Source organism: Chromobacterium sp. W521 (assembly GCF_052805975.1).
On the sequence record NZ_JBRBAF010000009.1, the window covers coordinates 99,385 to 118,830 of the forward strand.

Genomic DNA, 19,446 nt, shown 5'->3' on the forward strand with positions numbered 1-19,446 from the left:
GTGTGGCCGTGCCCATGGCGGCATGAAGGACAACAACTGCAAAGAGTTTGAGTGAAATGAAAAGCTATGTTCTTGCCACGACTGGCGAAAAGGTGAAGTGGTATGTGTACCAGCGAGACAAGCCGGAGGCCGGCTACACGCTGGCCGATGCGCTGGACCTGAGTGCCGCACCGCTATGGGGAAACAAGGAGTCGGCCAAGGTCATAGCCCTTCGGCTGGGGCTCAAGACCTGGAGGTATGTTTCTATCTGACCATGGGCATCGATTGTGGTCGAAAGTAGTAGGGTAGTTTCGGGGATCGGATGCAGCGACAGGATTGGCATTTTTGTGGCCGATCAATGTCATTATATGTGTATAAAAATTATGCATTAATCATGAAAAATAGGCGGTATAATGGAGAGTTCTCAAAAAAACTTGGCAATCCCCATGAGCGCGACCGATGTATTCCACTTTGACGTGAGCAAGCCTAATTTTAACGCATTATCCCATCAAAATGGTTTTGTGTATTGGTTCGCTCGTGACTTAATGCAAATGCTGGGTTATCAAACCTTTCAGTCCTTTAATAAGCCTATACAGAAAGCAATTGCTGCTTGCGTAAGCCTAGGGATTGATATCCAGGATAATTTTTTACAAATTGAACGTGAAATAAATGGTGAGTTGGTAAAAGATTATAAGCTTTCTCGCTTTGCTTGCTATTTGACAGCAATGAATGGGGATGCAAAAAAAATTGAAGTTGCAAGAGCGCAGGCTTTCTTTGCAGTTATCGCGGAGTCATTTAAACGATATATTGAACAAGCTGCTGAGGTTGAAAGAATTCTTGTGCGCGATGAAATTTCAAAGCATGAGAAAAGCTTAAGTGATGCTGCCGATAGAGCGGGTGTAACGGAATTTCAGTTTTTCCAAAATGCAGGCTATCGTGGTCTATATAATATGAATCTGAAGGACCTTAAAAACTTTAAAGGTCTTGATGATACCAAAAGATCGCTCTTGGATTTTATGGGGCAGGAAGAATTGGCAGCAAACCTATTCCGTGTCACTCAAACTGAAGCGAAGTTGCGGAATGAAGACATTAAAGGCCAGCGCAATGCAGAGAGTGCCGCTGAGTCTGTTGGGAGAAAGGTAAGACAGACCATGATTGAAATTAGCGGAAATAAACCAGAAGAATTGCCTCTTGCTAGAGACATAAAACAAGTCAAAAGTGACATAAAATCATCTTCCCGAGACTTTATGAAGCTAGACAAGCCGAAAAAGTAAAACCAATATGGTTGGTTAGAAACCCGCTTCGGCGGGTTTTTTATTGCCAGCAACTCTGGCATCACGTCGTAGCAAGCTGCCATCACGTCGCACCTGTGCCCGAAAATGGGTTAATGAATGGACGAGGTGAACGTATAAGGGCGGAGCGCGTGCGCCGCAAGTGGCACCAGGGCAGTTACGTTGAAGAAAGTGGCGGACCGCCTCATAATGGAGATATGGAAGCCCGTGTATCGAAGCTCGAAACCATCGCAGAAACCACCCGTGACCGCCTCACGGGGGTTGAGACGCGCTTGGCAGTTATCGAGCAGAGCATGGCAACCAAGGCCGACTTAATCGGAGAAGCGGTCTCAATACGTGCCGAGCTGCACAAGGAGATCAACGCTCAGACATGGAAGCTGGTGACGTTCGTTTGCGGCTTTGGGTCTGCCCTGGTGGCGGCTGTTTACTTCATAGTAAAAAACTCTTGATCTCAGCCGCCCAGCCTCTAGACTTAGATCAGGCCGGAGCAAAATCTCCCCGGATAAATCCCAACCGGCCAAGGAGCCCGCGCAAGCGGGCTTTTTTTCCGCCAATTCCTCCTCCCGGCCCTCTCGCTTTCGCTCATCAAGGGAATGCAACGCACCAAGGTTTAATTGCCCCACCGAATGATCTACCTTGGAATTGAGGAGGTCTTAATGCAGATAACACTTTCAAACCTGCCGGAGGCCGTGGAGCTCTTCAGGCAGCGGACAGGTGCCGTGGTGCACGACGTTGCGGTGCTCAGAAGGATGCTAATCAAGGTTCGGACTGCTCACGATCTTGAAGCAGCTCTTGCCTTTGTTCAGACAGCTACTGGCGGCGCGCCGCTGATCATGGTGGCTTTCTTTGGCAACCAAGGGTTCGATAAAGCGCTGAACATAAACCTTGGCTGGCCCCAAGCCTGGATCTCTATGTACTCGGCGAACCAGTTCCATCGAGTTGACCCTGTCGCCTCCGGCCCGGCCGGCGCCGTGTTTCCTTGGTCTCCGATGCTGACGACGCTGGAACCGCGGACAAAACTCGAACAGCATTTCGCACGGGCCATCATCGAACACCAGATGCAGCACGGCCTCTCCTTCATTGGAGAGTGGCAGGACTGCCGCGTGATTCTGTCGATGATAGGGAAAGAGATAGAGGACGACCGGGAAACTCGCGATTTGCTGGAAGTGCTGATGCCGGATCTGGTGGACGTTGCCTATAGAGTTTTTGCTTCAAACAGGAAAACTTCCCAAATGGAAGTAATTCAGCAAACACTTATAGAGCTATTTTGTCACAATGGCTTAAAAAAAGACGAGATCGCATTAGCATTAGGCATGACGAGAAAAGGCGTTGACTACCACTTAAAACAGCTAATGGACCGTTATGCTGCCAATACTATAGAGCAATTGATGTTCAAGATCGGCGCATGCGAATAAAACATACATTTTAAACTTTATATTTAAAATTACGTAAAAACACTTAGTACTAGTTCTACTTCCCATAGGGAAGTGACACTGAACTCCGTCAAATGGGAAAATATCGTCACAACACAACAACATAGTGACAAACGACACCCTTACGCTCGAAGAAGAAACGGAGTAATTAATGCAATGCCGCAATAACGAAATGCCCCATGACCCTGGCGCCACTTGTGCTCATGCAGCAAGCTGCCATCATCACAGAACTGGATTTGACGAGCGCGGCCCGGTCGTCGCTGAAGTGGCGCTTAGGCGTTACAAAGACGGCACTTTGGAGTTTGTCCGGGTTGGGGATGTGGAGAGTCTAGATGTGACCCAGGCGAGGTTTGCGGCCTAAGGGGTAGAGTGGGGCGACATCAGTCGCCCTTTTTGTTTTCCTGCTCCATGAATGCCTTGCGGAGCAGTTCAAACGCGTAGGCCTCGCCTTTTTCGCGCAAGAGCTTTACGAGTTCTTCTTCACTTTGAGCAGTAATCACGGCCTGCTCTGGCGCCACGGAGTACTCAATATCGTGGCTCCTGTCCATCCAGCCATACTCGAGTCCTAGAGCAGTCTCAATCTTACGGGCAGTGATGTCGCCCATGCGTTTCCTCTCGCCACCTTTTTTAAGTTGGCTGAGGTAGTTGGGCTCGACTTCAATAAGGCGAGCCACGCGCGCAGTCTCTCCACGCTTGCCATCTACAAGCGATATCAGATTCACACGGCGAATTTCGAAGACATCTATACCCATCCCCGAATGGTAGTTGTAGTTATCTGTGGGGTAAATGGGGCATGTACTAACTAATCGAGAGGAAATGCTTGAGATATGGTTATACATGGGATAAGCTAACCTGTGATTACGCCTAACCACTGCTGGCGGATTGTCCAAGATCATTCGCTTTTCTCTCCCTGGCCTGGCAGCTGTGTGGAGCGTCAAAGCGGTTCTGTTCTTCTGATGTGGTCAGTATGGCAAAGCGCTAACACATTGAGAATGATCATTTTTCGAGTTTCTGTAAGGCAGACACATGTTCGCAGAGATCGACGTGGCGATTTTCGCCACCGTGGATGAATACCTGGCCCGTACTGGCCGAAATATGCGCCAGCTGTCGGAAGACATGGGGATCAACTACAACTCGTTCCGCCGCAAGGTAAATCGAGACAAAGCCTCCCCTCATCCGCAGCATTTCACACCGCAAGAGCTTATCCGGCTGATCAAGATCACCGGCGATTGCCGCGTCCTGCGTTTCATCAATGCCGAGTGCAACAAGCATCTGAGCCAGGTTGCCAAGATCGCGGAGGCCGCTTGATTGCGGACATGAGCGAGCCGGTGCACTTCAGCAGTAAAACGGACGAGTGGCCGACGCCGCAGGCGCTGTTCGACCAGCTACACGCGGAGTTCGGGTTCACGCTGGATGTTTGCGCTACGGCGGAGAACGCCAAGTGCGAGCGGTTTTTCACGCGGGAGCAGGATGGGCTCGCCCAAGACTGGAGCCAGGACGTCGTCTGGATGAATCCGCCGTTCGGTCACAGCATCAAGTTGTGGATGGCCAAGGCCTACCGCTCAAGCATCGACGGCGCCTTAGTGGTCTGCTTGGTGCCGGCGCGGACGGACACCCGCTGGTTCCACCGCCACGCGCTCAAGGCCGCGGAGATCCGCGCGCTAGACAAGCGGCTGCGGTTCGATGGGGCGAAGGCTAAGGCGCCGTTCCCGGCCGTGCTGGTGGTCTACAAGCCGGGCGAGAACGGGCAGTGCAAGCTGAGCGCTTACAAGGTACCGGGCGCGGGTGGCCGGGCGCATGAGATCAGGACTGGTGATGACTGATTCAATTAGAGGATGGACCGAAGCAACGCAAGCACGTCGGCCGTCCGTCCTTGAGGCTCGTCCCACTCATGCAATAGGCCGCTTATCAGAAAGTCTGCAACCCATCCCTGGCAGCCATCTGCCTTCATCGTGGCGCGTTGAATATCAAGCTCAACGGTTGGGATATGGTCCAAATCTTCACGAGTTGCCGCCTCTGCAAATGCGTGAGCCAGCAGGAAAAGATTTTGAGGATTGCCAAAAAGAGATCGGTCGCGAAAGTGAAGGCCAATGAGCGCATGTTTCAGCGATTGGTCGCCATGCTGGTTTTCCCAGTGGATAACGCGAAAGGTCTCAAACATACCGTCAGGGCGGTTGATGAATCCAATGAAATCCTTGAGGACGGGTTCGTTTGTCAGCTCAGGAATGGAGTCGATCAAGTCGGGATGTTCGAGCAGCGAAACGTAAGGGAAGGTCTCTCCCTCGGCGTATTTTTCAGCGCGGTAGGGCAGGTGAATATCTGCTTGATCGAAGTTGATCTTGATGCACGACTTGTTTGGCATCTGATTGTTCTTTTGGTTGTTGTGGGCCTGCCAACAGGCAGGACAAAAAACAAAACCCACCGTCAACGGCCTGGCCGGGCCTCGGGTGGGTTCTGAATACAAAGGGAATTATATGGGAATTATGGTTGAAATCAACGAATTTGTTTCTTACTCGCCGAATTACGGAGTGATTCTGTCTGCCGGCGTGAAGGGCATGACACCAGAAGAGCTTTTGCAAGCAATAGACTTGGCGTTCAGCTGTTCTGGCAACAAGTATTTGGAGATGGCTGCGTACGGTGGCGTGGGGCCATTGTCGAAATATTCCTGCCTTAGTTACCACGAGTTTCTTGCTCTGGCAGATGCAGCTACAAGAACGGAGCAGGAGGCGGAGGCTACGCGGGCTGCAAAACAGGATGCGACCCGTCGTCGGCGCTCTGTATTCGATTCTAGGCGGGATGAGCTTGTCCTGGCCATGATTGACTCTGGTCTGCCGTACATCTGTGCCCATCCAGATTGCCGGTCTACCCAAGACTTGACCATTGACCACATCAAGCCACTTTCGAAGGGCGGGTCTGACGATTTGGCCAACTTGCAGTTCTTGTGCCGGCCGTGCAACTCGGCAAAAGGTGCAAGGCTGGGGGCGGTCAAATGAGCGTGGTTCACTCGTTCGATATTTCTCATGCCGCCCTGTATGGCGTAGAGGAGGCCGTGTTCATAAACAATATGGCGTTCTGGATCGCCAAGAACAAGGCAAACGCGCGCCACCTCTACGACGGACGGACTTGGACATACAACAGCATCAAGGCCTTTGGCGAGCTGTTCCCGTACCTGTCCGAGAAGCAAATTCGCCGCGTTTTAGACAGCCTAGTCCGCCACGGCGTGATCATGAAGGGCAACTACAACGACCAGGGATACGACCGGACTTTGTGGTATGCCTTCGTGGACGAATCCATTTTCCTGAACGGGCATCTCATCTGCCCAAATGGGCAAATGGAATCGCCCAAAAGGGCAAAACGAAATGCCCAGATGGGCGAACCTATACCAGATGTATTACCAGATACTTACACAGATAGTAGAAAAACCAATACGCCGCCGGCGGACGCCAGCGACGCCAAATCCAAGGCCATCACCGCCAAAGAATTGAAGGCGAGAGGTGTCGACGCACAACATGCTGCTGACTTTCTTGCTATCCGCAAAGCCAAGCGCGCCCCACTGACTGCTACCGCCCTTGCCGGCATCGAGCGAGAAGCCACAGCCGCCGGCCTGTCGCTGGCCCAGGCGATTCAAGTTTCCGCCGAGCGCGGGTGGCAAGGGTTTAAGGCCGAGTGGCTGCGCGCCAGCGCGCCGACTGCCGCTCCCCAGCAATTCGACCCTGTCGCCTACGTGAATCGCAATCGCATCGCGCCACGTGACAGCCTGAACCCCTACCAGCCGAACGAAATTGAGGTGAACCCATGACCGCCCCCGCTTTGCCCGGAAACCCCTGGTTTTCCCCCCATCCGAAGCTGGGTATTGGCTTGATGGACCATCTGTTTAACCGCATGGATGGCGCATATCCGAACATCTGGCGTGCCAACTTCAAGAACCCGGACAGCATCGCCAACTGGAAAGAGGCCTGGGCAGAAGCATTCGAGGAGGAGGGCATCAAGCCGGCTGACCTGCAAGCAGCCATCAAGGCGTGTGTGCGCAAGTTCGAGCGCCCACCGTCGCTGCCGCAATTTCTGTCGCTGTGCCGGCCGGATATCGGCGTGGAGGCTGAGGTGCTGTTTTACCGCGCCGTGACTGAGATGACCAAGCGCCGCAGCCATCAGTCGTGCAACTGGCCAAGTGCGCCTTTGTTTTGGGCTGCTGCAGCCATGGGAAATGACCTGCTGACAACCGAGTACCGCTATCAAGCTGGCCGCTGGAAGGCGATGCTGGACAGCTACGCAAATAAGCACGATCCGATCCCCGATATTGAGCCGGCTGCCGCGCTCCCGGCGCCGCGGATGTCAAAAGAGGACGCTGCTGCCAGACTCAGCGCGATGGGCGGCAAGGTCAAGGCCATCCCGCGAGGCAACCAGTTGCGCATGGATTGGGCCGAGTACATCTCTGAGCATCACAAGACTATGTCTTTCGCCGCGAAGCGCATCGCTGCGGAGGCGTTTCGGAATGTGGGGCGCCCGGTTCCGACGAATATTGCGGAGTTCCTGCCGGCCGGTTTCGAGTCTGCCAACGACGCATGCGAAATGCTGAAGGACGCCGCATGAGCCGCGAGACCCTGACCATCGTCGCCGGCACAGACCTGCGGCCCAAGATGGCGCGCGCCTGGGAACTGGCTTGCCGGATGTTCGAAGAGGCTGCCGACGGCAAAGGCCTGAAAGTGACGATCCAGACCGCCAGCCTGCGCAACCTGAACCAAAACGCAGCGATGTGGGCTGCGCTGACTGACATCAGCGAGCAGGAAGATTGGCATGGCATCAAACTTTCACCTGATGAGTGGAAAGACGTGTTCTCCGCCGGCCTGCGCAAGACGAAGGTGGTGCCGAATTTGGACGGCACGGGCTTCGTGATCCTGGGGCAGCGAACCAGCGACATGAGCATCCGGGAGATGGGTGAGTTGCTTGAGCTGATCCATGCGTTTGGTGCTGAGAAGGGCGTCAGGTTTGGCTTGGGCGCATCGCATGGGAGGAAGGCGGCATGAGGGCGCTCAGCAAGATCGTTCCGCGGCCAGGCTCCACGCCCGGTGCTGGCCGTCGCGAGGCCGGGCGCATCGCCAGCCAAGCCATACGCAATAGCGCCTCAGGAGAGGAGTGCGCCCTGCAGATAGCCGGAGTCTGCAATGGACGCACCGACACCACGGTCCTGTGCCACTTGCCGGACGAAAGCCACGGCATGGCGCGCAAGGCTGATGACCTGAGCGCCGCATACGGTTGCAGCTCTTGCCATGACGCCATCGACGGCCGAGCACCGCACAACTGGCAGCCGGGCGAGAAGGACTTCTACATGCGCCGCGGGATGGTGCGCACTTGGCGCCGGCTGCTGGCCAAGGGGCTGATCACGATAAAGGGCGCTGCATGAAAAATATTCTGAAGTTGGTGGCGTTCGCCCAAAGGGCTTTTTTCTTTGTGAGGCGTTCGCGCGGAGAGATCTTTAACGCGTGCAGACAAATCGTGATGCACGACCGGGCGCTAAATGGGGAGCCCATGCTCAGGGTCACGCCATTTGAGCGCCACCTTCTCCGCAAATTATCGGGCAAAAACGCACGATGAAATGGGCCCAGCAGGGTGAATGCCTGGCATACGGAGACTGGCGGATTTTCCGCTACGCACTAGCCACTCCTCCGCGCTACGAGCTTTGGTACTGGCCGCAGTACCTGGGCCAATTCAAGACCTCAGACGAGGCGAAAGCAGAAGCAGCAAGGCTGATGAACGAAAGGGAACTGAATGCAGCTTAATTGCCCAAATTGCAACGACGCCGGCCCGCACGGCGTCCACTCCGCCGCGGCGCAGCGCTACATGTGCAAGGCCTGCGGTCGGACGTTCCGCGCCCGCGCCGCCCAGGCGGCAACCGTGGCTAAGCCGGCCGACGGCAACAAGTTCGTCGTCACATGCGCCGTGTCGGGCTCGCCAGTTCATGCCGCTTTCCTCAAGAGCCTGCAGCAATACTGCCGTGAGAACGGCGCGCGCCTGATCGTCGTGCCGGTGGCGTACCGCAACCCGACCAGTAACCTCGAAAAGCCGCATGAGTGGTTCGCGCCGGAGCTGGCGCGGTACATGAGCGCCGACCGACTGGAGTTGTGCCCGGGCGTCCTGCTGCTGGCCGACGTGCCAACCCAGCCGACCGCGGTGCGCCCGCTGTCCGGCCTGCACACAATGAGCGGCGACAGCCATGGCATTTTCGCGCATCCCAAGATCGCGCTGGAGAGCGTGCCTGTCGCCATAGGCCGCGCCGCCAAGCTGGTGATGACCACGGGTGCTGTCACTGAGCCGGTCTACAGCAAGAGCAAGGCGGGCAAGAAAGGCGAGTTCCACCAGGTTCAGGGCGCTGTTGTGGTGGAGTGGGACGGCCAGTCCACCCATTTCCGCCACCTGAACGCCGGCAAGGACGGCTCTTTCTGCGACATCGACAAGAAATACAGCGCCAGCAATGCCAAGCGGGCCAGCCACCGCGCCCGCGTGTTGGCCCTGGGCGACCTGCACGGCGTCCGCCACGATCCGGAGGTGCTGGAGGCTACCGTGTTCGCCGCCGACAGCATGGTCAACACCCTGCAGCCGGAAACCATCGTGCTGCATGACGTGCTGGATTTCCAGAGTGCCAGCCACCACAACGACTATTTCGAGCGGTTCAAGCTGCGCCGGGCCGGCAACGATGACGTCTACGGAGAGCTGTGCGCCACGGCCGACCTGCTGGGCCGCATCGCAGCCACCGGTGCCGAGGTGGTGCTGGCCGGCAGTAATCACAACGAACACATCTACCGCTGGATAGAGGATCACAAGAACGGCCAGGACGTGCAGAACGCCATCGTCTACCACGAGACCAAGCTCGAAATGCTCCGCGCGCTGGCCGCCGGCAGCGAGCTGGACCCGCTGGAGTATTGGGTGCGCAAATTGCTGCCGGGCGCGAGCAACATCCGGTTCCTGCGTCGCGACGAGTCGTTCATCGTTGACGGCGTGGAGTACGGCCAGCACGGTGACAAGGGCATCAACGGCGCGCGCGGCAGCCTGCACGGGATGACCAAGGCGGGCGCGAAGTTGGTGATTGGCCACAGCCACACCCCAGGGATCGCGGACGGCGTCTACCAGGTCGGCACATCCTCGCAGATGGCCATGGGCTACAACACCGGCCTGTCCGGCTGGCGCCACACGCATTGCGTCCAGTACGCGAGCGGCAAGCGGTCGCTAGTCCACATCGTAAACGGAAAGTGGAGGGCGGCAGCGTGAGGCTAGGAATAGATCCCGGAATCAACGGCGCCATCGCTGTGCTTGATGGCGAGCAACTGCTGACCGTCTACGACATGCCTGTCGTTGAGCTGAAGAGTGGCAAGGCCACAAAGCGAAGCGTGTCGCCGGCACTGCTGGCTAGCCTGTTACGGCAACACCCCGGCGCGCATGTGGTGATCGAGAAAGTCGGCGCCATGCCCGGCCAGGGCGTGTCCAGCATGTTCAACTTCGGCAAGAGCGCCGGCATAGTGGAGGGCGTCTGCGCGGGCCTGGGCCTGCCGGTGTCGTTTGTCACGCCGCAGCAATGGCAGAAGCGGGCAGGGCGCAAGGATGGCAAGGACGGCAGCCGGGCGCGCGCCGCGGAGCTGTTCCCGACACAGGCCAGCCTGTTCGCCAGGGTGAAAGACGACGGCCGCGCCGAGGCCGCGTTGATCGGTCGGTTTGGAATGTGAAAGGGTATGGAATGAGCTCAGTAGTCGATATCGGTCTTATCCGCGCAATGCGCATGCTGGACTTGCCACTGGAGGCGCATGAGGCTATGGAAAACTGGGGACGCTGGCAACGCAGCGACAGCCAGGCGAATCGGCGCTCCGGCATCGAGGGCAAGAACTACCGCTCGAACCGCTGTGAGCATTGCTTCGAACTGCCCAACCCGTGCGATGTGTGCAAATACCTGAAGGGCCCTGGACTGCAGACCGACATACAGCTGGCGCTGCGAGTGGAGAGGGCCATTACGCATGGCCGCGTAGTCGGGAGGCGCGTAGAGGCTGGCATGCCCGAGCGAGACGTGACCATCCTGCTTGCTCACTTCCGCGGTTTCCGTAATCGCGCCGGCGAGTGGCAGCCCAGCAACCCGAAAGTGCTGTGTCGGCAGATGGGGATTCAAGTGGCTGAATACGAGAATCGTGTAGCAAAACTGGTTCAGATGATTTGGAACCGCATGAGGCAGCAAAAAAACGCTTGAACGCCGCAAAGTTATACAGTATACTTAGAGTACAAATTGTCACCGCCCAAGGGCGAGTAAAAGGCTGCCGAAAGGCGGCCTTTTTGCGTCTTAAGAAATGTGCAAGGAGATTCTGACAGCTGATAAGGCCCCACGTTTCGCCGCCGGTCTTTATTTTTTGGAATGAGGAAGGCGGTTGCGGGTTTTGGCAATGAATTCATTCATACACTCTGTGTATTGCACGAAGTCGCTAGCTTGCATTGTGGCTTTCCCGTACATGATTTTTTCGGTTTCATCGCCCAGCAGTGTATAGCCGATTTGAATCGTGGCGCCCTGGACGGCTTCAAGAGTGATGCGCGATGCGTGAGCAAAGTCGTACCCAACGAGTAACGATCCGTCGTCTTGGGCCAGCTTTGCCAACTGGGTGGGAGTGCTACTTCCTGTGACACGAAACCATGCTGATCTTAGCGGAAGAAAATTTACTTTTGGTGTCGAGGGGAGTGACTCCGAGTAGATAAACTTGCCCGATACGGACGGTCCGCCATACCAACTAAGGGATAGGCCAACCAGATCCTTCCGGCCCTGGGCTTTCTGTAGGGCTATGAAACTGACCCCGCAGCCAGTTGGGGTGCCATTGTCTGTGTACAGAATTGGCGTCGCCAGAATGTCGGCTTGCTCCAGCAAAGCTGCGGTAGCACAGCATGGTGATAATGATAAAAGGCCTGCTACGATTAGTTTCTTCATATTTTATCTGAGTTACCAACCTAACGCTGGCGCACTAATGCGCTTTACTTAAGTATTTTATCACAATGCCAATGCATCCTTCTGGCATGGACATGCCAGGCCATCGCCGCCGACACCTTAACCCCCAGTAGCGGCTAAACCTGGCAACTCGGACGCCGGCCCTCCCGCCGTGAGTTACCCGCAAAACCGGCACAATCAACCACGCCCCGCGCCATGCGGGGCTTTTTCATTTCCGAGGCCCGCATGCGGCTACACCACACAACTATCGTTTACGAGTCTGCGCCCTGGGGCCGCGGCGCCGAGCTGGAGCTGATCACCGGCACGCGCTGCCGAGTCATCTACCGAGACGCTGACGAAATCACGGTACGGTTCCACCGCAACCGGCAGCACGCCACGTTCACCCGCCGCGCACTCATCAAACTGGTACGGAGATAAGGATGCAAGCCAAGACACTCACCATCAGCGACGAAGATGGCAATGTGGTATTCGAGTCGCCCAGCTTCGAGCCCATCCACGCCGGCGCCATCACCGCCCGCGTTCAGTTCGACAGCGCGACCGCTGAGGCGCGGATCAACGCCCTGGTCGAAGAGTACCCGCAGCCGGTCAGCGAGGAAGACATGGCCGCGCTTCTAGGGAGGGCGACGACCATTGCTGTGGAGTGTATGGATGTCCAGGTGGCTACAACAGCCTAAGAGAGCAGGCGGACTCTACGATTTCGCAGTCTCTCATTTCGTGCCTATCTAGAAGGCGCCGAAGTCCAATTTTGGCAAGATCCATGTTGGAGGTTGGGCCAATGGTTATTGACTTGATTGCCTCTTTGGGGAAGCAATATTTAATATAGGGGGCGGCGACGCCACCCCAATTACGGAACTCGGTATCATTGGAGTGGCAACTATGTTTACCAAGCTGGAGTATTAAGCGGGTTTCACTTTCGTCGGAGAACTCCGGAGGTTTTGTAGAGCAAGCAGCGAACATCAAGTCACTGATAAGCTCAAGAGCTTTGACATTTCTATCGCTTTCTGAAAGAAGCGCGATGCTTCTTACTTTTTCCGGGTTAAGATGATGGAGTATGTCTGTGTGGGTAGCGGTGTAAGCAACTTCTTCAAGCCGCGAAACATAATGTTCTTTTAAATTTAATCCAGAGGCTTTCATATCTATTAAAGCCGCACCATCAAAGCCAATGGCATAGCCGCAGTTTGGTTTTGTGTATGACATCCATTGCCTTAAGCTATCAGACTTGTCTGTGAATGAAGTAATGAACAAGTCACGGAGTTCAAGATTTTTCTTAATGGTTTCGGCAATAGTGCGTAGTTGGCCCCTTATTGCTTCACATACTTCTTGCGTGAATTTTTTAGGCATTTCCACGTTGTTCACGTACTCAAAAATAGAGTGTAGGCCTGCTTGGAGTTCTTTTTTGTCATTCAAAAAATGTATATCTGTTGCAAAGATGGACCGGCTTTGCAAAATAGGTATTACCGAGTCAATGCTTGTGTAGTGGTAGAGAAGTGGCATATGTTCGTATTAGTTAATTGACGAAGGGATTGTGCCGCAGCTTGGTCAGTAGCTAGTTGCCTGACTACGGCTAGATGAACAGAAAGCATGCCCCAACGCGGAGTCAAAACACGCAATGGATCAGCTCTGAGCTACAAGCATTCCTGAGTCGACGTCAGAGCATTAGGGTTAGTGCTCCGAACAGGATGGCAAGAGTCCCTGCGATCTGCCCGGTCATTCGACAATACTGCTTGCGCTTGCGTTGGGGCATATCGGTGTAGAACGTCAGATAGATATTGGTGGCAACAGCGGCCAGCACCGTTACGCCGCAGGCAAGTATGAGTACTGCAATAAGTCCATACAGCGGAGCAAGTGCGTGCTTGATCGGCGTCAGGAAATCAATCTGGATGATCGGCATGACCGGCTACCTGCCGCGTGCTTCAGGTGAGGGGCACTTCCCATCCTGCATCTGGTAGCCCTGCTCAGCGCATTTCCAGCTGGAAACGTCTGCCACAGCATTGGTCAACAGTATGCCGGCCACAATCGGCAACCCCACCAGTAGAGCAACGATGTAAATCATACGGAGTGGCATGTCTGCCTCCATTCATGTCAATTGGGTGGATTGTAGCAGGGCGCCATCGCCGCGATGTGGATTTAACCCCATGCGAGGGCTGAAATCGCAACTGGTATTAACAGGGCAGGGTATTTCCCCGGCAAAAACGCATCAAAACGGCCAAGTGGTATTAACGGACACGCAAAAGGAAGAAGCTCAATGACTGATTCGGCTATTGAATACGAGATCCAGGCCAAAGGCTTGACCGCGCCGCGCGTGACGCCGGCGGATGTAGAGGCGGCGATAAGAGGCGAGCATTACTTCACGGCAGCTGATGGCGTGATGCATGTGAGGCGCGAGGAGGGATTCGTTGCGAACCCGTGTGGGGCGCTCCCGCTTCTAACGTTCTGCGTTCTAGTCCTGCGCAACGGCTTCACCGTCACTGGTGAAAGCGCTTGCGCCAGCCCGGAGAACTTCGACGCCGAGCTGGGCCGCAAGATCGCCCGCCAGAATGCGGTCAGCAAGGTGTGGCCGCTACTGGGCTATGCGCTTAAGGAAAGGCTAGTGGATGGCTCCCTCTCCGCTACTGCCTAATCATTTCTTTCGTATATGAGGCCAAGGCCTGGCCGGCAAAATCGGCAAGCTGAGTTTTGGTTTCGCTCAAAAAGGCGCGGAGGAAGGACCGCCCATAGTTCTCTGGCTTGTCACCCACATTGCCATCTTTATGCTCTGTTGTAAGCATGTGCAACCCCTGGGGAGTAAGCGTCGCACGTTCAATACCCCAGGGCTGAACATTGCCCGTGATGAACCCGAATTCGGCAAGCCACTTAATCGTATCCTGATAAAGCTTCATCTCGGACTGATCTGGGGTGGATAGAGAGCCATCTGGCGCCACATAGGAACCATTGAACCGGCCCGACTCGCGATGCGGTTCATGTTCTACAAGTCCACAAAGTTGGTAATCGCGCAAGGTAAGCCGTATCGGGAACGACTCGAAAAGCTTGGCTAGAACAACGCCAGCGCAGTAGTTGAATTTCTCCAGATTGTCGTCCACTCCGTCTCCTAGTACTCAATCAGCTGGCCGCACAGCCAGCGCCAGCATAAGGCAGCCACGATATGGCACTGACAGACAGACAGCGCCGCTTCGTGGTCGAGTATCTGATAGACCTAAACGCCACGCAAGCGGCTATTCGATCTGGGTATAGCCAGAAGACGGCTCGCCAGATAGGCGACCGGCTGTTGTCAAATGTTGACGTCAAGGCAGCCGTCCAAGAGGCGCAGCAAGCCCGCACCAAGCGCACCGAGATCACCGCCGACAAAGTGCTTGATCGGTTGTGGCAGATCGCCACCGCTGACCCGAACGACCTGGTGCAGTACCGTCGCGACAACTGCCGGCACTGCTGGGGCGCCGGCCACCAGTACCAATGGACCGAAGCCGAGTTCGAGCGAGCCCAGCGAGAGGCCGAAGAGAAGGGCAATGACCCGCCCGCTGCTGATGGCGGCTTCGGCTTCATCTCCACGCGAGAACCAAATCCGGAATGCCCCGAATGCTCCGGCGAAGGACGTGGCAAGATATTCGTCAGCGACACTCGCCGCGTGAAGGGCGCCGCCAGGCTGCTCTATGCTGGCGTGAAGCAGGGCAAGGAAGGCCTGGAGCTGAAGATGCATGACCAGCTCGCGGCGCTGAACAAGGTGGCTGAGCACATTGGCCTTTTCCGTGATTCCGCAGCGATGCGTCGGGCCGAGGAGATGCACCGAGCTGAGTTGGCAGCCAAGCAGGCCGCGACCGACAAGATTCGCCGCGATCTTGACGAAGGCGACGACGATAAGCCGGCACCGGTCCAGATCGTGGTCGAGGTGAAGGACGCCAGAAAGCGGGGCGATGATGCCAAGCCTTAATGTCCCGCAGTCGCGCTTCCTGGCGATGGACCACAAGTTCCGCGCCTACGTCGCCGGCTTTGGCTCCGGCAAGACCTGGGTAGGCTGCGGCGGCCTGATGCAGCACTTCTGGCAGTACCCGCTGATCAACGCAGGGTACTTCGCCCCGACCTACGCCCAGATCCGCGACATCTTCTACCCGACCGTGGAGGAGGTGGCGTTTGATTGGGGTTTGAAGGTCAAAATCAACGAGTCGAACAAGGAAGTGCACGTCTACGAGGGTCGCAAGTACCGCGGCACGACTATCTGCAGGTCGATGGAGAAGCCCGAGACTATCGTCGGCTTCAAGATCGGCAAAGCGCTCTGCGACGAGCTGGATGTCATGAAGGCGGAGAAGGCGCGCGCGGCCTGGCGGAAGATCATCGCCCGGATGCGCTACAAGGTGGACAACCTCAAGAACGGCGTAGACGTCACCACGACGCCTGAGGGCTTCAAGTTCGTCTACGAGCAGTTCGTGAAGCAGGTCGCCGCCAAGCCGGAGTTGTCCGCGCTGTATGGCTTGATCCAGGCATCGACCTACGACAACGAGGCGAATCTTCCGGACGACTACATCGACTCGCTGTTCCTGACATACCCGCCGCAGCTGATTGACGCCTACCTGAAAGGGCAGTTCTGCAACTTGGCCAGCGGCAGCGTCTACCCGTGCTTCGACCGCAAGCTGAACCATTCCGACGCCGAGATGCAGCCTTATGAGCCGCTGCATGTCGGCATGGACTTCAACGTGCTGAAGATGGCCGCGGTGGTCTATGTGATCCGCGACGGAAACCCGATTGCCGTCGATGAGCTGGTGGATGTGCGTGACACGCCGGAGATGGCGCGAATGATCGTTGAGCGCTGGAAGTCGAAAAACCATGCGATCACGGTCTACCCGGACGCGAGCGGCCAGAACACAAGCAGCAAGAGCGCCAGTCAGTCCGACCTGACCATTCTGCGCCAGGCCGGCTTTACGATCAGCGTCGGCTCGGCCAACCCGGCCGTAAAGGACCGCGTGCTGTCGACCAACGCCATGCTGCTGAATGCGAACGGCGAGCGGCGCCTGAAGGTCAACACGCGGCGCTGCCCCAAATTCACAGAGGGGCTGGAGCAGCAGGCGTATGACGCCAACGGCGAGCCGGACAAGAAGAGCGGTGTCGACCACGTGAATGACGCCGGGACATACCCCATCGTCAGGCTGTGGCCGATTGCAAAGCGCACTTCCACCCAATCCAAACTCAACATGTAGCCCGCTTCGAGCGGGCTTTTTACTACCCGCAGGAGGTAGCATGTCCGACGTCAGCACCCAATCGGCAGCCATCAAGGCAATGGCCGAGGACTGGCCGATCATCGACGCGCTGATGGGCGGCACGAAAGCCATGCGCGCTGCTGGGGAAAAGTTCATGCCGCGCTGGCCGCTGGAGGATCGGCAGGAGTACGACGCGCGCCTGAAAACCGCCACGCTCTACCCGGCGCTTTCGGAGACGGTGGAGCAGATGATAGGCCGCGTTTTCGGCGACCAGATCAGCCGCAAGGACGTCCCGCCGAGGATTGAGAAGGAGGTGCTGCTGAACGTGGATCGCGAGGGCCGTAGCCTGGATGTTTTCGCGGCAACGTGGTTCGGCGAGGCGCTGCAGCGCGGCGTCTCGTACTTGCTGGTCAACTACCCGCGCGTCGAGGGCGCCCGCACCATGGCGGACGAGAAGGCTGCCGGCGCGCGCCCGTACTGGTGTCACATTTCGCCCAAATCTGTCCTGGGCTGGAAAACCGACAAAAGCGGTGGCAGCGAACGCCTTGTCCAGTTCCGCTACATCGAGCAGATCGAGGAGGCGGAAGGAGAATTCGGGGTAAAGTCGATCAAGCAGATCGTGGTTCTGGAACCGGGCCGTTGCCGGCTGTATCGAGAAACGGATGCTGGGTGGACGCAACACGACGAGTTCGAGATGACCGCCGGCAGCGGGCCGCTCAAGGAAATTCCGCTGATCCCGTTGTACACCAAGCGCACTGGCTTCCTAACTGGCAAGCCGCCGCTACTGGAGCTGGCGCACCTGAACGTCAAGCACTGGCAGAGCCAAAGCGATCAGGACACGATCTTGCATACCGCGCGGGTGCCGCTTCTGGCGCGAATTGGCCACGAGCCTCAGTTCGATCAGGAAGGCCGCCCGCGCAGCGACATGCAAATCGGAAAGAGCCTGATTGATCTACCGCTGAACGGCGACATGAAGTATGTCGAACATACGGGCGCGGCCATCTCTGCTGGCAAAGAGTCTCTAGCTGATCTGGAAGAGCAGATGAAGGTGGCCGGCGCGAAGCTGCTCACCCGCTCGGTGCTGGCGATGACCGACAGCCAGGCGCGTGGCGAGTCGCTGAAGGAGATCAGCCAGCTACGAGCTATGGCCAACGCGCTGGAAGACTCGATCGCCAAGGCGCTCGACTATACGGCCATGTGGATGGGCCTGGGTGACAACGGCGGAGAGGTGGAGATCAGTGGCAACATCGACGCTGATTTTGACCCATCCGCGTCCATGGACGTGCTGGTCAAGATGGGCCTGTCACCGGAAACGATGTTCGCCGAGGCCAAGCGCCGCGGGCTGATCTCCGAGTCGCTGACCTGGGCGGATGAGCAAGAGCGCCGGGCCAGTGCTCCGCCGTTGGGGGCGATGTAATGGCCACGGCCAACGAGCTGCAGCTGTTGCAGCTGATCGCTCACCAGATCGACCTGAGCCGATACAGCTCGCACGTCGTCCGCAAGATCATGGCGCTGCTCAACCGAGCGGACGCCGATTTGTTCGCCCGGCTGCAACTGGCGTTGGTCGATCTGGATGCGGACACGTTCACGGTGCAGCGGCTGGACGCGATTCTGCGATCCGTCCGCCAGCTCAATCGCGCCGCGTACGATCAAGCGCGGATCACGCTGGAGGGCGAGCTGTCCGGCCTGGTGGCGTCCGAGGTGGAGTGGCAATACGACCTGTTCCGCGGCCTACTACCGGTGCAAATCAGCGTCGCCAGCGTAACGCCGGAGGCTGCCTACGCTGCAGCGATGGCGAGGCCGATGCAGGGCAGGCTGCTGCGCGAGTGGTTCGACGGACTAGAAGAGGGCAAAGCGGGCAGGCTGCGCGACGCGCTGCGGATGGGCTTCCTGGAGGGCGAGCCGGTCGCCAAAATCATCCAGCGCATCCGTGGCACCCGAGCCTTGGGCTACGCGGATGGACTTATCGAGACCGACCGACGCGCGGCGGAGGCCATAGCACGGACTGCGGTCAACCATTACGCCAACTTCAGCCGGCAAAGCGTGGCCAATGCCAACGCCGACTTGATCGCCGGGGTGAAGTGGGTGGCGACGCTGGACATGCGAACGTCGAGCATCTGCCGCAGTCGAGATGGCAAGGTCTACCCGGTCAACTCGGGCCCGCGCCCGCCGGCGCACATCAACTGCCGGTCTGCGGTCGTGTTTGTGCTGAAGTCGTGGCGTGAGCTGGGTGTCGACATGGGCGAGTTGCCGGAGTCCACGCGGGCCAGCCTAAACGGGCAAGTGCCGGAAGGGCTGACTTACAGCGATTGGCTTCGGCAGCAGCCAGCAGCGACGCAAGACGAAGTGCTGGGGAAGGCCAAGGGGCAGCTATACCGTGATGGAGGCCTGAGCCTGGATCGATTCACTGACGCCAGTGGCCACGAGTACACAATTGACGAGCTCAGAGAGCGCAACAAGGCGGCATTTGAGGTGGCTGGACTGGTATAATCGTGGGGTGAACGAGCTCCTCAAACAGCTGGGCATCCCGCCCGGCCCGCCTCAGCCCCCGGAAATGCCCGAAGCGCTTTTCGAGGCTGATGCCGCGC

The 19,446-nt window shown here is 57.1% G+C and carries 26 protein-coding genes; 20 read left to right on the top strand and 6 right to left on the bottom strand.

Going from position 1 to position 19,446, the window contains the following annotated elements; translation table 11 throughout:
• The first annotated feature begins 56 nt into the window (after positions 1-56).
• The 4 genes from ACUXV1_RS15465 to ACUXV1_RS15480 all read left to right on the top strand — a co-directional run bounded on the left by ACUXV1_RS15465 (position 57) and on the right by ACUXV1_RS15480 (position 2,686).
• Positions 57-251: a hypothetical protein gene (locus ACUXV1_RS15465; RefSeq protein WP_446015923.1), complete on the top strand. Its 195-nt coding sequence runs from the start codon at positions 57-59 to the stop codon at positions 249-251.
• Positions 252-425: 174 nt separating this feature from the next.
• Positions 426-1,253: a BRO family protein gene (locus ACUXV1_RS15470; RefSeq protein ID WP_446015921.1), complete on the top strand. Its 828-nt coding sequence runs from the start codon at positions 426-428 to the stop codon at positions 1,251-1,253.
• A 149-nt stretch (positions 1,254-1,402) separates the two neighbouring features.
• On the top strand, positions 1,403-1,720 hold the full coding sequence (locus tag ACUXV1_RS15475) for a hypothetical protein (protein WP_446016832.1): 318 nt from the start codon (positions 1,403-1,405) through the stop codon (positions 1,718-1,720).
• A 207-nt stretch (positions 1,721-1,927) separates the two neighbouring features.
• On the top strand, positions 1,928-2,686 hold the full coding sequence (locus tag ACUXV1_RS15480) for an autoinducer binding domain-containing protein (protein ID WP_446015918.1): 759 nt from the start codon (positions 1,928-1,930) through the stop codon (positions 2,684-2,686).
• A 398-nt stretch (positions 2,687-3,084) separates the two neighbouring features.
• Here the strand turns inward: ACUXV1_RS15480 and ACUXV1_RS15485 are convergent, their stop codons facing one another.
• Positions 3,085-3,456 carry a hypothetical protein gene (locus ACUXV1_RS15485; protein ID WP_446015916.1) on the bottom strand — a complete coding sequence of 124 codons (372 nt, stop codon included), beginning with the start codon at positions 3,454-3,456 and terminating at the stop codon, positions 3,085-3,087.
• A 274-nt stretch (positions 3,457-3,730) separates the two neighbouring features.
• Here ACUXV1_RS15485 and ACUXV1_RS15490 point away from each other — a divergent pair, with 274 nt between their 5' ends.
• Positions 3,731-4,012: a phage regulatory CII family protein gene (locus tag ACUXV1_RS15490; protein WP_446015914.1), complete on the top strand. Its 282-nt coding sequence runs from the start codon at positions 3,731-3,733 to the stop codon at positions 4,010-4,012.
• Entirely contained in the window at positions 4,009-4,527 is a 519-nt protein-coding gene (locus ACUXV1_RS15495; RefSeq protein ID WP_446015912.1) for a DNA N-6-adenine-methyltransferase, read from the top strand. The genes ACUXV1_RS15490 and ACUXV1_RS15495 overlap by 4 nt, the downstream gene beginning before the upstream one ends.
• A gap of 5 nt (positions 4,528-4,532) precedes the next feature.
• Here the strand turns inward: ACUXV1_RS15495 and ACUXV1_RS15500 are convergent, their stop codons facing one another.
• On the bottom strand, positions 4,533-5,066 hold the full coding sequence (locus tag ACUXV1_RS15500) for a hypothetical protein (RefSeq protein ID WP_446015910.1): 534 nt from the start codon (positions 5,064-5,066) through the stop codon (positions 4,533-4,535).
• 4 nt (positions 5,067-5,070) lie between these two features.
• Here ACUXV1_RS15500 and ACUXV1_RS15505 point away from each other — a divergent pair, with 4 nt between their 5' ends.
• From ACUXV1_RS15505 to ACUXV1_RS15540, 8 genes are all read left to right on the top strand, one after another.
• A complete protein-coding gene (locus tag ACUXV1_RS15505) occupies positions 5,071-5,697 on the top strand; it encodes an HNH endonuclease (RefSeq protein ID WP_446015909.1) in 627 nt (208 codons plus the stop codon).
• Positions 5,694-6,503 carry a hypothetical protein gene (locus tag ACUXV1_RS15510; protein ID WP_446015907.1) on the top strand — a complete coding sequence of 270 codons (810 nt, stop codon included), beginning with the start codon at positions 5,694-5,696 and terminating at the stop codon, positions 6,501-6,503. Before ACUXV1_RS15505 ends, ACUXV1_RS15510 begins: the two co-directional genes overlap by 4 nt.
• A complete protein-coding gene (locus tag ACUXV1_RS15515; RefSeq protein ID WP_446015905.1) occupies positions 6,500-7,294 on the top strand; it encodes a replication protein P in 795 nt (264 codons plus the stop codon). The genes ACUXV1_RS15510 and ACUXV1_RS15515 overlap by 4 nt, the downstream gene beginning before the upstream one ends.
• Complete coding sequence (locus ACUXV1_RS15520; protein ID WP_446015903.1) at positions 7,291-7,728, top strand: recombination protein NinB; 438 nt, start codon at positions 7,291-7,293, stop codon at positions 7,726-7,728. Before ACUXV1_RS15515 ends, ACUXV1_RS15520 begins: the two co-directional genes overlap by 4 nt.
• Positions 7,725-8,105 (top strand): nuclease domain-containing protein, encoded by a 381-nt coding sequence (locus ACUXV1_RS15525; RefSeq protein WP_446015902.1) that lies wholly within the window; start codon positions 7,725-7,727, stop codon positions 8,103-8,105. The genes ACUXV1_RS15520 and ACUXV1_RS15525 overlap by 4 nt, the downstream gene beginning before the upstream one ends.
• Before the next feature lie 365 nt (positions 8,106-8,470).
• The gene (locus tag ACUXV1_RS15530; RefSeq protein WP_446015901.1) at positions 8,471-9,967 is read left to right on the top strand and encodes a transposase-like zinc-binding domain-containing protein; all 1,497 of its coding nucleotides are present in this window, start codon (positions 8,471-8,473) and stop codon (positions 9,965-9,967) included.
• Positions 9,964-10,419, top strand: coding sequence for a hypothetical protein (locus tag ACUXV1_RS15535; protein WP_446015899.1), 456 nt, complete (start codon positions 9,964-9,966; stop codon positions 10,417-10,419). The genes ACUXV1_RS15530 and ACUXV1_RS15535 overlap by 4 nt, the downstream gene beginning before the upstream one ends.
• Positions 10,420-10,430: 11 nt before the next feature.
• Positions 10,431-10,931, top strand: coding sequence for a hypothetical protein (locus ACUXV1_RS15540; RefSeq protein ID WP_446015898.1), 501 nt, complete (start codon positions 10,431-10,433; stop codon positions 10,929-10,931).
• 150 nt (positions 10,932-11,081) lie between these two features.
• Here ACUXV1_RS15540 and ACUXV1_RS15545 read toward each other — a convergent pair whose 3' ends face one another.
• On the bottom strand, positions 11,082-11,654 hold the full coding sequence (locus tag ACUXV1_RS15545; RefSeq protein ID WP_446015896.1) for a hypothetical protein: 573 nt from the start codon (positions 11,652-11,654) through the stop codon (positions 11,082-11,084).
• A 437-nt stretch (positions 11,655-12,091) separates the two neighbouring features.
• Here ACUXV1_RS15545 and ACUXV1_RS15550 point away from each other — a divergent pair, with 437 nt between their 5' ends.
• Entirely contained in the window at positions 12,092-12,346 is a 255-nt protein-coding gene (locus tag ACUXV1_RS15550; protein ID WP_446015894.1) for a hypothetical protein, read from the top strand.
• Here the strand turns inward: ACUXV1_RS15550 and ACUXV1_RS15555 are convergent.
• The gene (locus ACUXV1_RS15555) at positions 12,333-13,166 is read right to left on the bottom strand and encodes a DUF2971 domain-containing protein (protein ID WP_446015893.1); all 834 of its coding nucleotides are present in this window, start codon (positions 13,164-13,166) and stop codon (positions 12,333-12,335) included. The two genes, ACUXV1_RS15550 and ACUXV1_RS15555, sit on opposite strands and share 14 nt — an antisense overlap.
• 154 nt (positions 13,167-13,320) lie before the next feature.
• Entirely contained in the window at positions 13,321-13,563 is a 243-nt protein-coding gene (locus ACUXV1_RS15560) for a hypothetical protein (RefSeq protein WP_446015892.1), read from the bottom strand.
• 354 nt (positions 13,564-13,917) lie between these two features.
• Here ACUXV1_RS15560 and ACUXV1_RS15565 point away from each other — a divergent pair, with 354 nt between their 5' ends.
• On the top strand, positions 13,918-14,292 hold the full coding sequence (locus ACUXV1_RS15565; protein WP_446015890.1) for a Gp49 family protein: 375 nt from the start codon (positions 13,918-13,920) through the stop codon (positions 14,290-14,292).
• Here the strand turns inward: ACUXV1_RS15565 and ACUXV1_RS15570 are convergent.
• On the bottom strand, positions 14,282-14,752 hold the full coding sequence (locus ACUXV1_RS15570) for a hypothetical protein (RefSeq protein WP_446015888.1): 471 nt from the start codon (positions 14,750-14,752) through the stop codon (positions 14,282-14,284). The genes ACUXV1_RS15565 and ACUXV1_RS15570 overlap by 11 nt on opposite strands.
• Positions 14,753-14,814: 62 nt before the next feature.
• On the opposite strand from ACUXV1_RS15570, the gene ACUXV1_RS15575 reads away from it, so the two are divergent.
• Genes ACUXV1_RS15575 through ACUXV1_RS15590 form a run of 4 tightly spaced genes read left to right on the top strand, consistent with a single transcriptional unit; the run spans position 14,815 to position 19,348 of the window.
• Positions 14,815-15,597 (top strand): terminase small subunit, encoded by a 783-nt coding sequence (locus tag ACUXV1_RS15575; protein WP_446015886.1) that lies wholly within the window; start codon positions 14,815-14,817, stop codon positions 15,595-15,597.
• Positions 15,581-16,858 carry a terminase large subunit domain-containing protein gene (locus tag ACUXV1_RS15580; RefSeq protein ID WP_446015884.1) on the top strand — a complete coding sequence of 426 codons (1,278 nt, stop codon included), beginning with the start codon at positions 15,581-15,583 and terminating at the stop codon, positions 16,856-16,858. Before ACUXV1_RS15575 ends, ACUXV1_RS15580 begins: the two co-directional genes overlap by 17 nt.
• Positions 16,859-16,898: 40 nt before the next feature.
• Positions 16,899-18,275 (top strand): DUF4055 domain-containing protein, encoded by a 1,377-nt coding sequence (locus ACUXV1_RS15585; RefSeq protein WP_446015883.1) that lies wholly within the window; start codon positions 16,899-16,901, stop codon positions 18,273-18,275.
• Positions 18,275-19,348, top strand: coding sequence for a minor capsid protein (locus tag ACUXV1_RS15590; RefSeq protein ID WP_446015882.1), 1,074 nt, complete (start codon positions 18,275-18,277; stop codon positions 19,346-19,348). The genes ACUXV1_RS15585 and ACUXV1_RS15590 overlap by 1 nt, the downstream gene beginning before the upstream one ends.
• Positions 19,349-19,446 lie beyond the last annotated feature (98 nt).

Coding starts and splice junctions, on each gene's coding strand:
- ACUXV1_RS15555 (WP_446015893.1), bottom strand. CDS start 13,166: ATGCCACTTCTCTACCACTACACAAGCATTGACTCGGTAATACCTATT.
- ACUXV1_RS15490 (WP_446015914.1), top strand. CDS start 3,731: ATGTTCGCAGAGATCGACGTGGCGATTTTCGCCACCGTGGATGAATAC.
- ACUXV1_RS15480 (WP_446015918.1), top strand. CDS start 1,928: ATGCAGATAACACTTTCAAACCTGCCGGAGGCCGTGGAGCTCTTCAGG.
- ACUXV1_RS15530 (WP_446015901.1), top strand. CDS start 8,471: ATGCAGCTTAATTGCCCAAATTGCAACGACGCCGGCCCGCACGGCGTC.
- ACUXV1_RS15565 (WP_446015890.1), top strand. CDS start 13,918: ATGACTGATTCGGCTATTGAATACGAGATCCAGGCCAAAGGCTTGACC.
- ACUXV1_RS15470 (WP_446015921.1), top strand. CDS start 426: ATGAGCGCGACCGATGTATTCCACTTTGACGTGAGCAAGCCTAATTTT.
- ACUXV1_RS15485 (WP_446015916.1), bottom strand. CDS start 3,456: ATGGGTATAGATGTCTTCGAAATTCGCCGTGTGAATCTGATATCGCTT.
- ACUXV1_RS15525 (WP_446015902.1), top strand. CDS start 7,725: ATGAGGGCGCTCAGCAAGATCGTTCCGCGGCCAGGCTCCACGCCCGGT.
- ACUXV1_RS15580 (WP_446015884.1), top strand. CDS start 15,581: ATGATGCCAAGCCTTAATGTCCCGCAGTCGCGCTTCCTGGCGATGGAC.
- ACUXV1_RS15515 (WP_446015905.1), top strand. CDS start 6,500: ATGACCGCCCCCGCTTTGCCCGGAAACCCCTGGTTTTCCCCCCATCCG.
- ACUXV1_RS15575 (WP_446015886.1), top strand. CDS start 14,815: ATGGCACTGACAGACAGACAGCGCCGCTTCGTGGTCGAGTATCTGATA.
- ACUXV1_RS15550 (WP_446015894.1), top strand. CDS start 12,092: ATGCAAGCCAAGACACTCACCATCAGCGACGAAGATGGCAATGTGGTA.
- ACUXV1_RS15465 (WP_446015923.1), top strand. CDS start 57: ATGAAAAGCTATGTTCTTGCCACGACTGGCGAAAAGGTGAAGTGGTAT.
- ACUXV1_RS15520 (WP_446015903.1), top strand. CDS start 7,291: ATGAGCCGCGAGACCCTGACCATCGTCGCCGGCACAGACCTGCGGCCC.
- ACUXV1_RS15585 (WP_446015883.1), top strand. CDS start 16,899: ATGTCCGACGTCAGCACCCAATCGGCAGCCATCAAGGCAATGGCCGAG.
- ACUXV1_RS15510 (WP_446015907.1), top strand. CDS start 5,694: ATGAGCGTGGTTCACTCGTTCGATATTTCTCATGCCGCCCTGTATGGC.
- ACUXV1_RS15590 (WP_446015882.1), top strand. CDS start 18,275: ATGGCCACGGCCAACGAGCTGCAGCTGTTGCAGCTGATCGCTCACCAG.
- ACUXV1_RS15545 (WP_446015896.1), bottom strand. CDS start 11,654: ATGAAGAAACTAATCGTAGCAGGCCTTTTATCATTATCACCATGCTGT.
- ACUXV1_RS15540 (WP_446015898.1), top strand. CDS start 10,431: ATGAGCTCAGTAGTCGATATCGGTCTTATCCGCGCAATGCGCATGCTG.
- ACUXV1_RS15560 (WP_446015892.1), bottom strand. CDS start 13,563: ATGCCGATCATCCAGATTGATTTCCTGACGCCGATCAAGCACGCACTT.
- ACUXV1_RS15500 (WP_446015910.1), bottom strand. CDS start 5,066: ATGCCAAACAAGTCGTGCATCAAGATCAACTTCGATCAAGCAGATATT.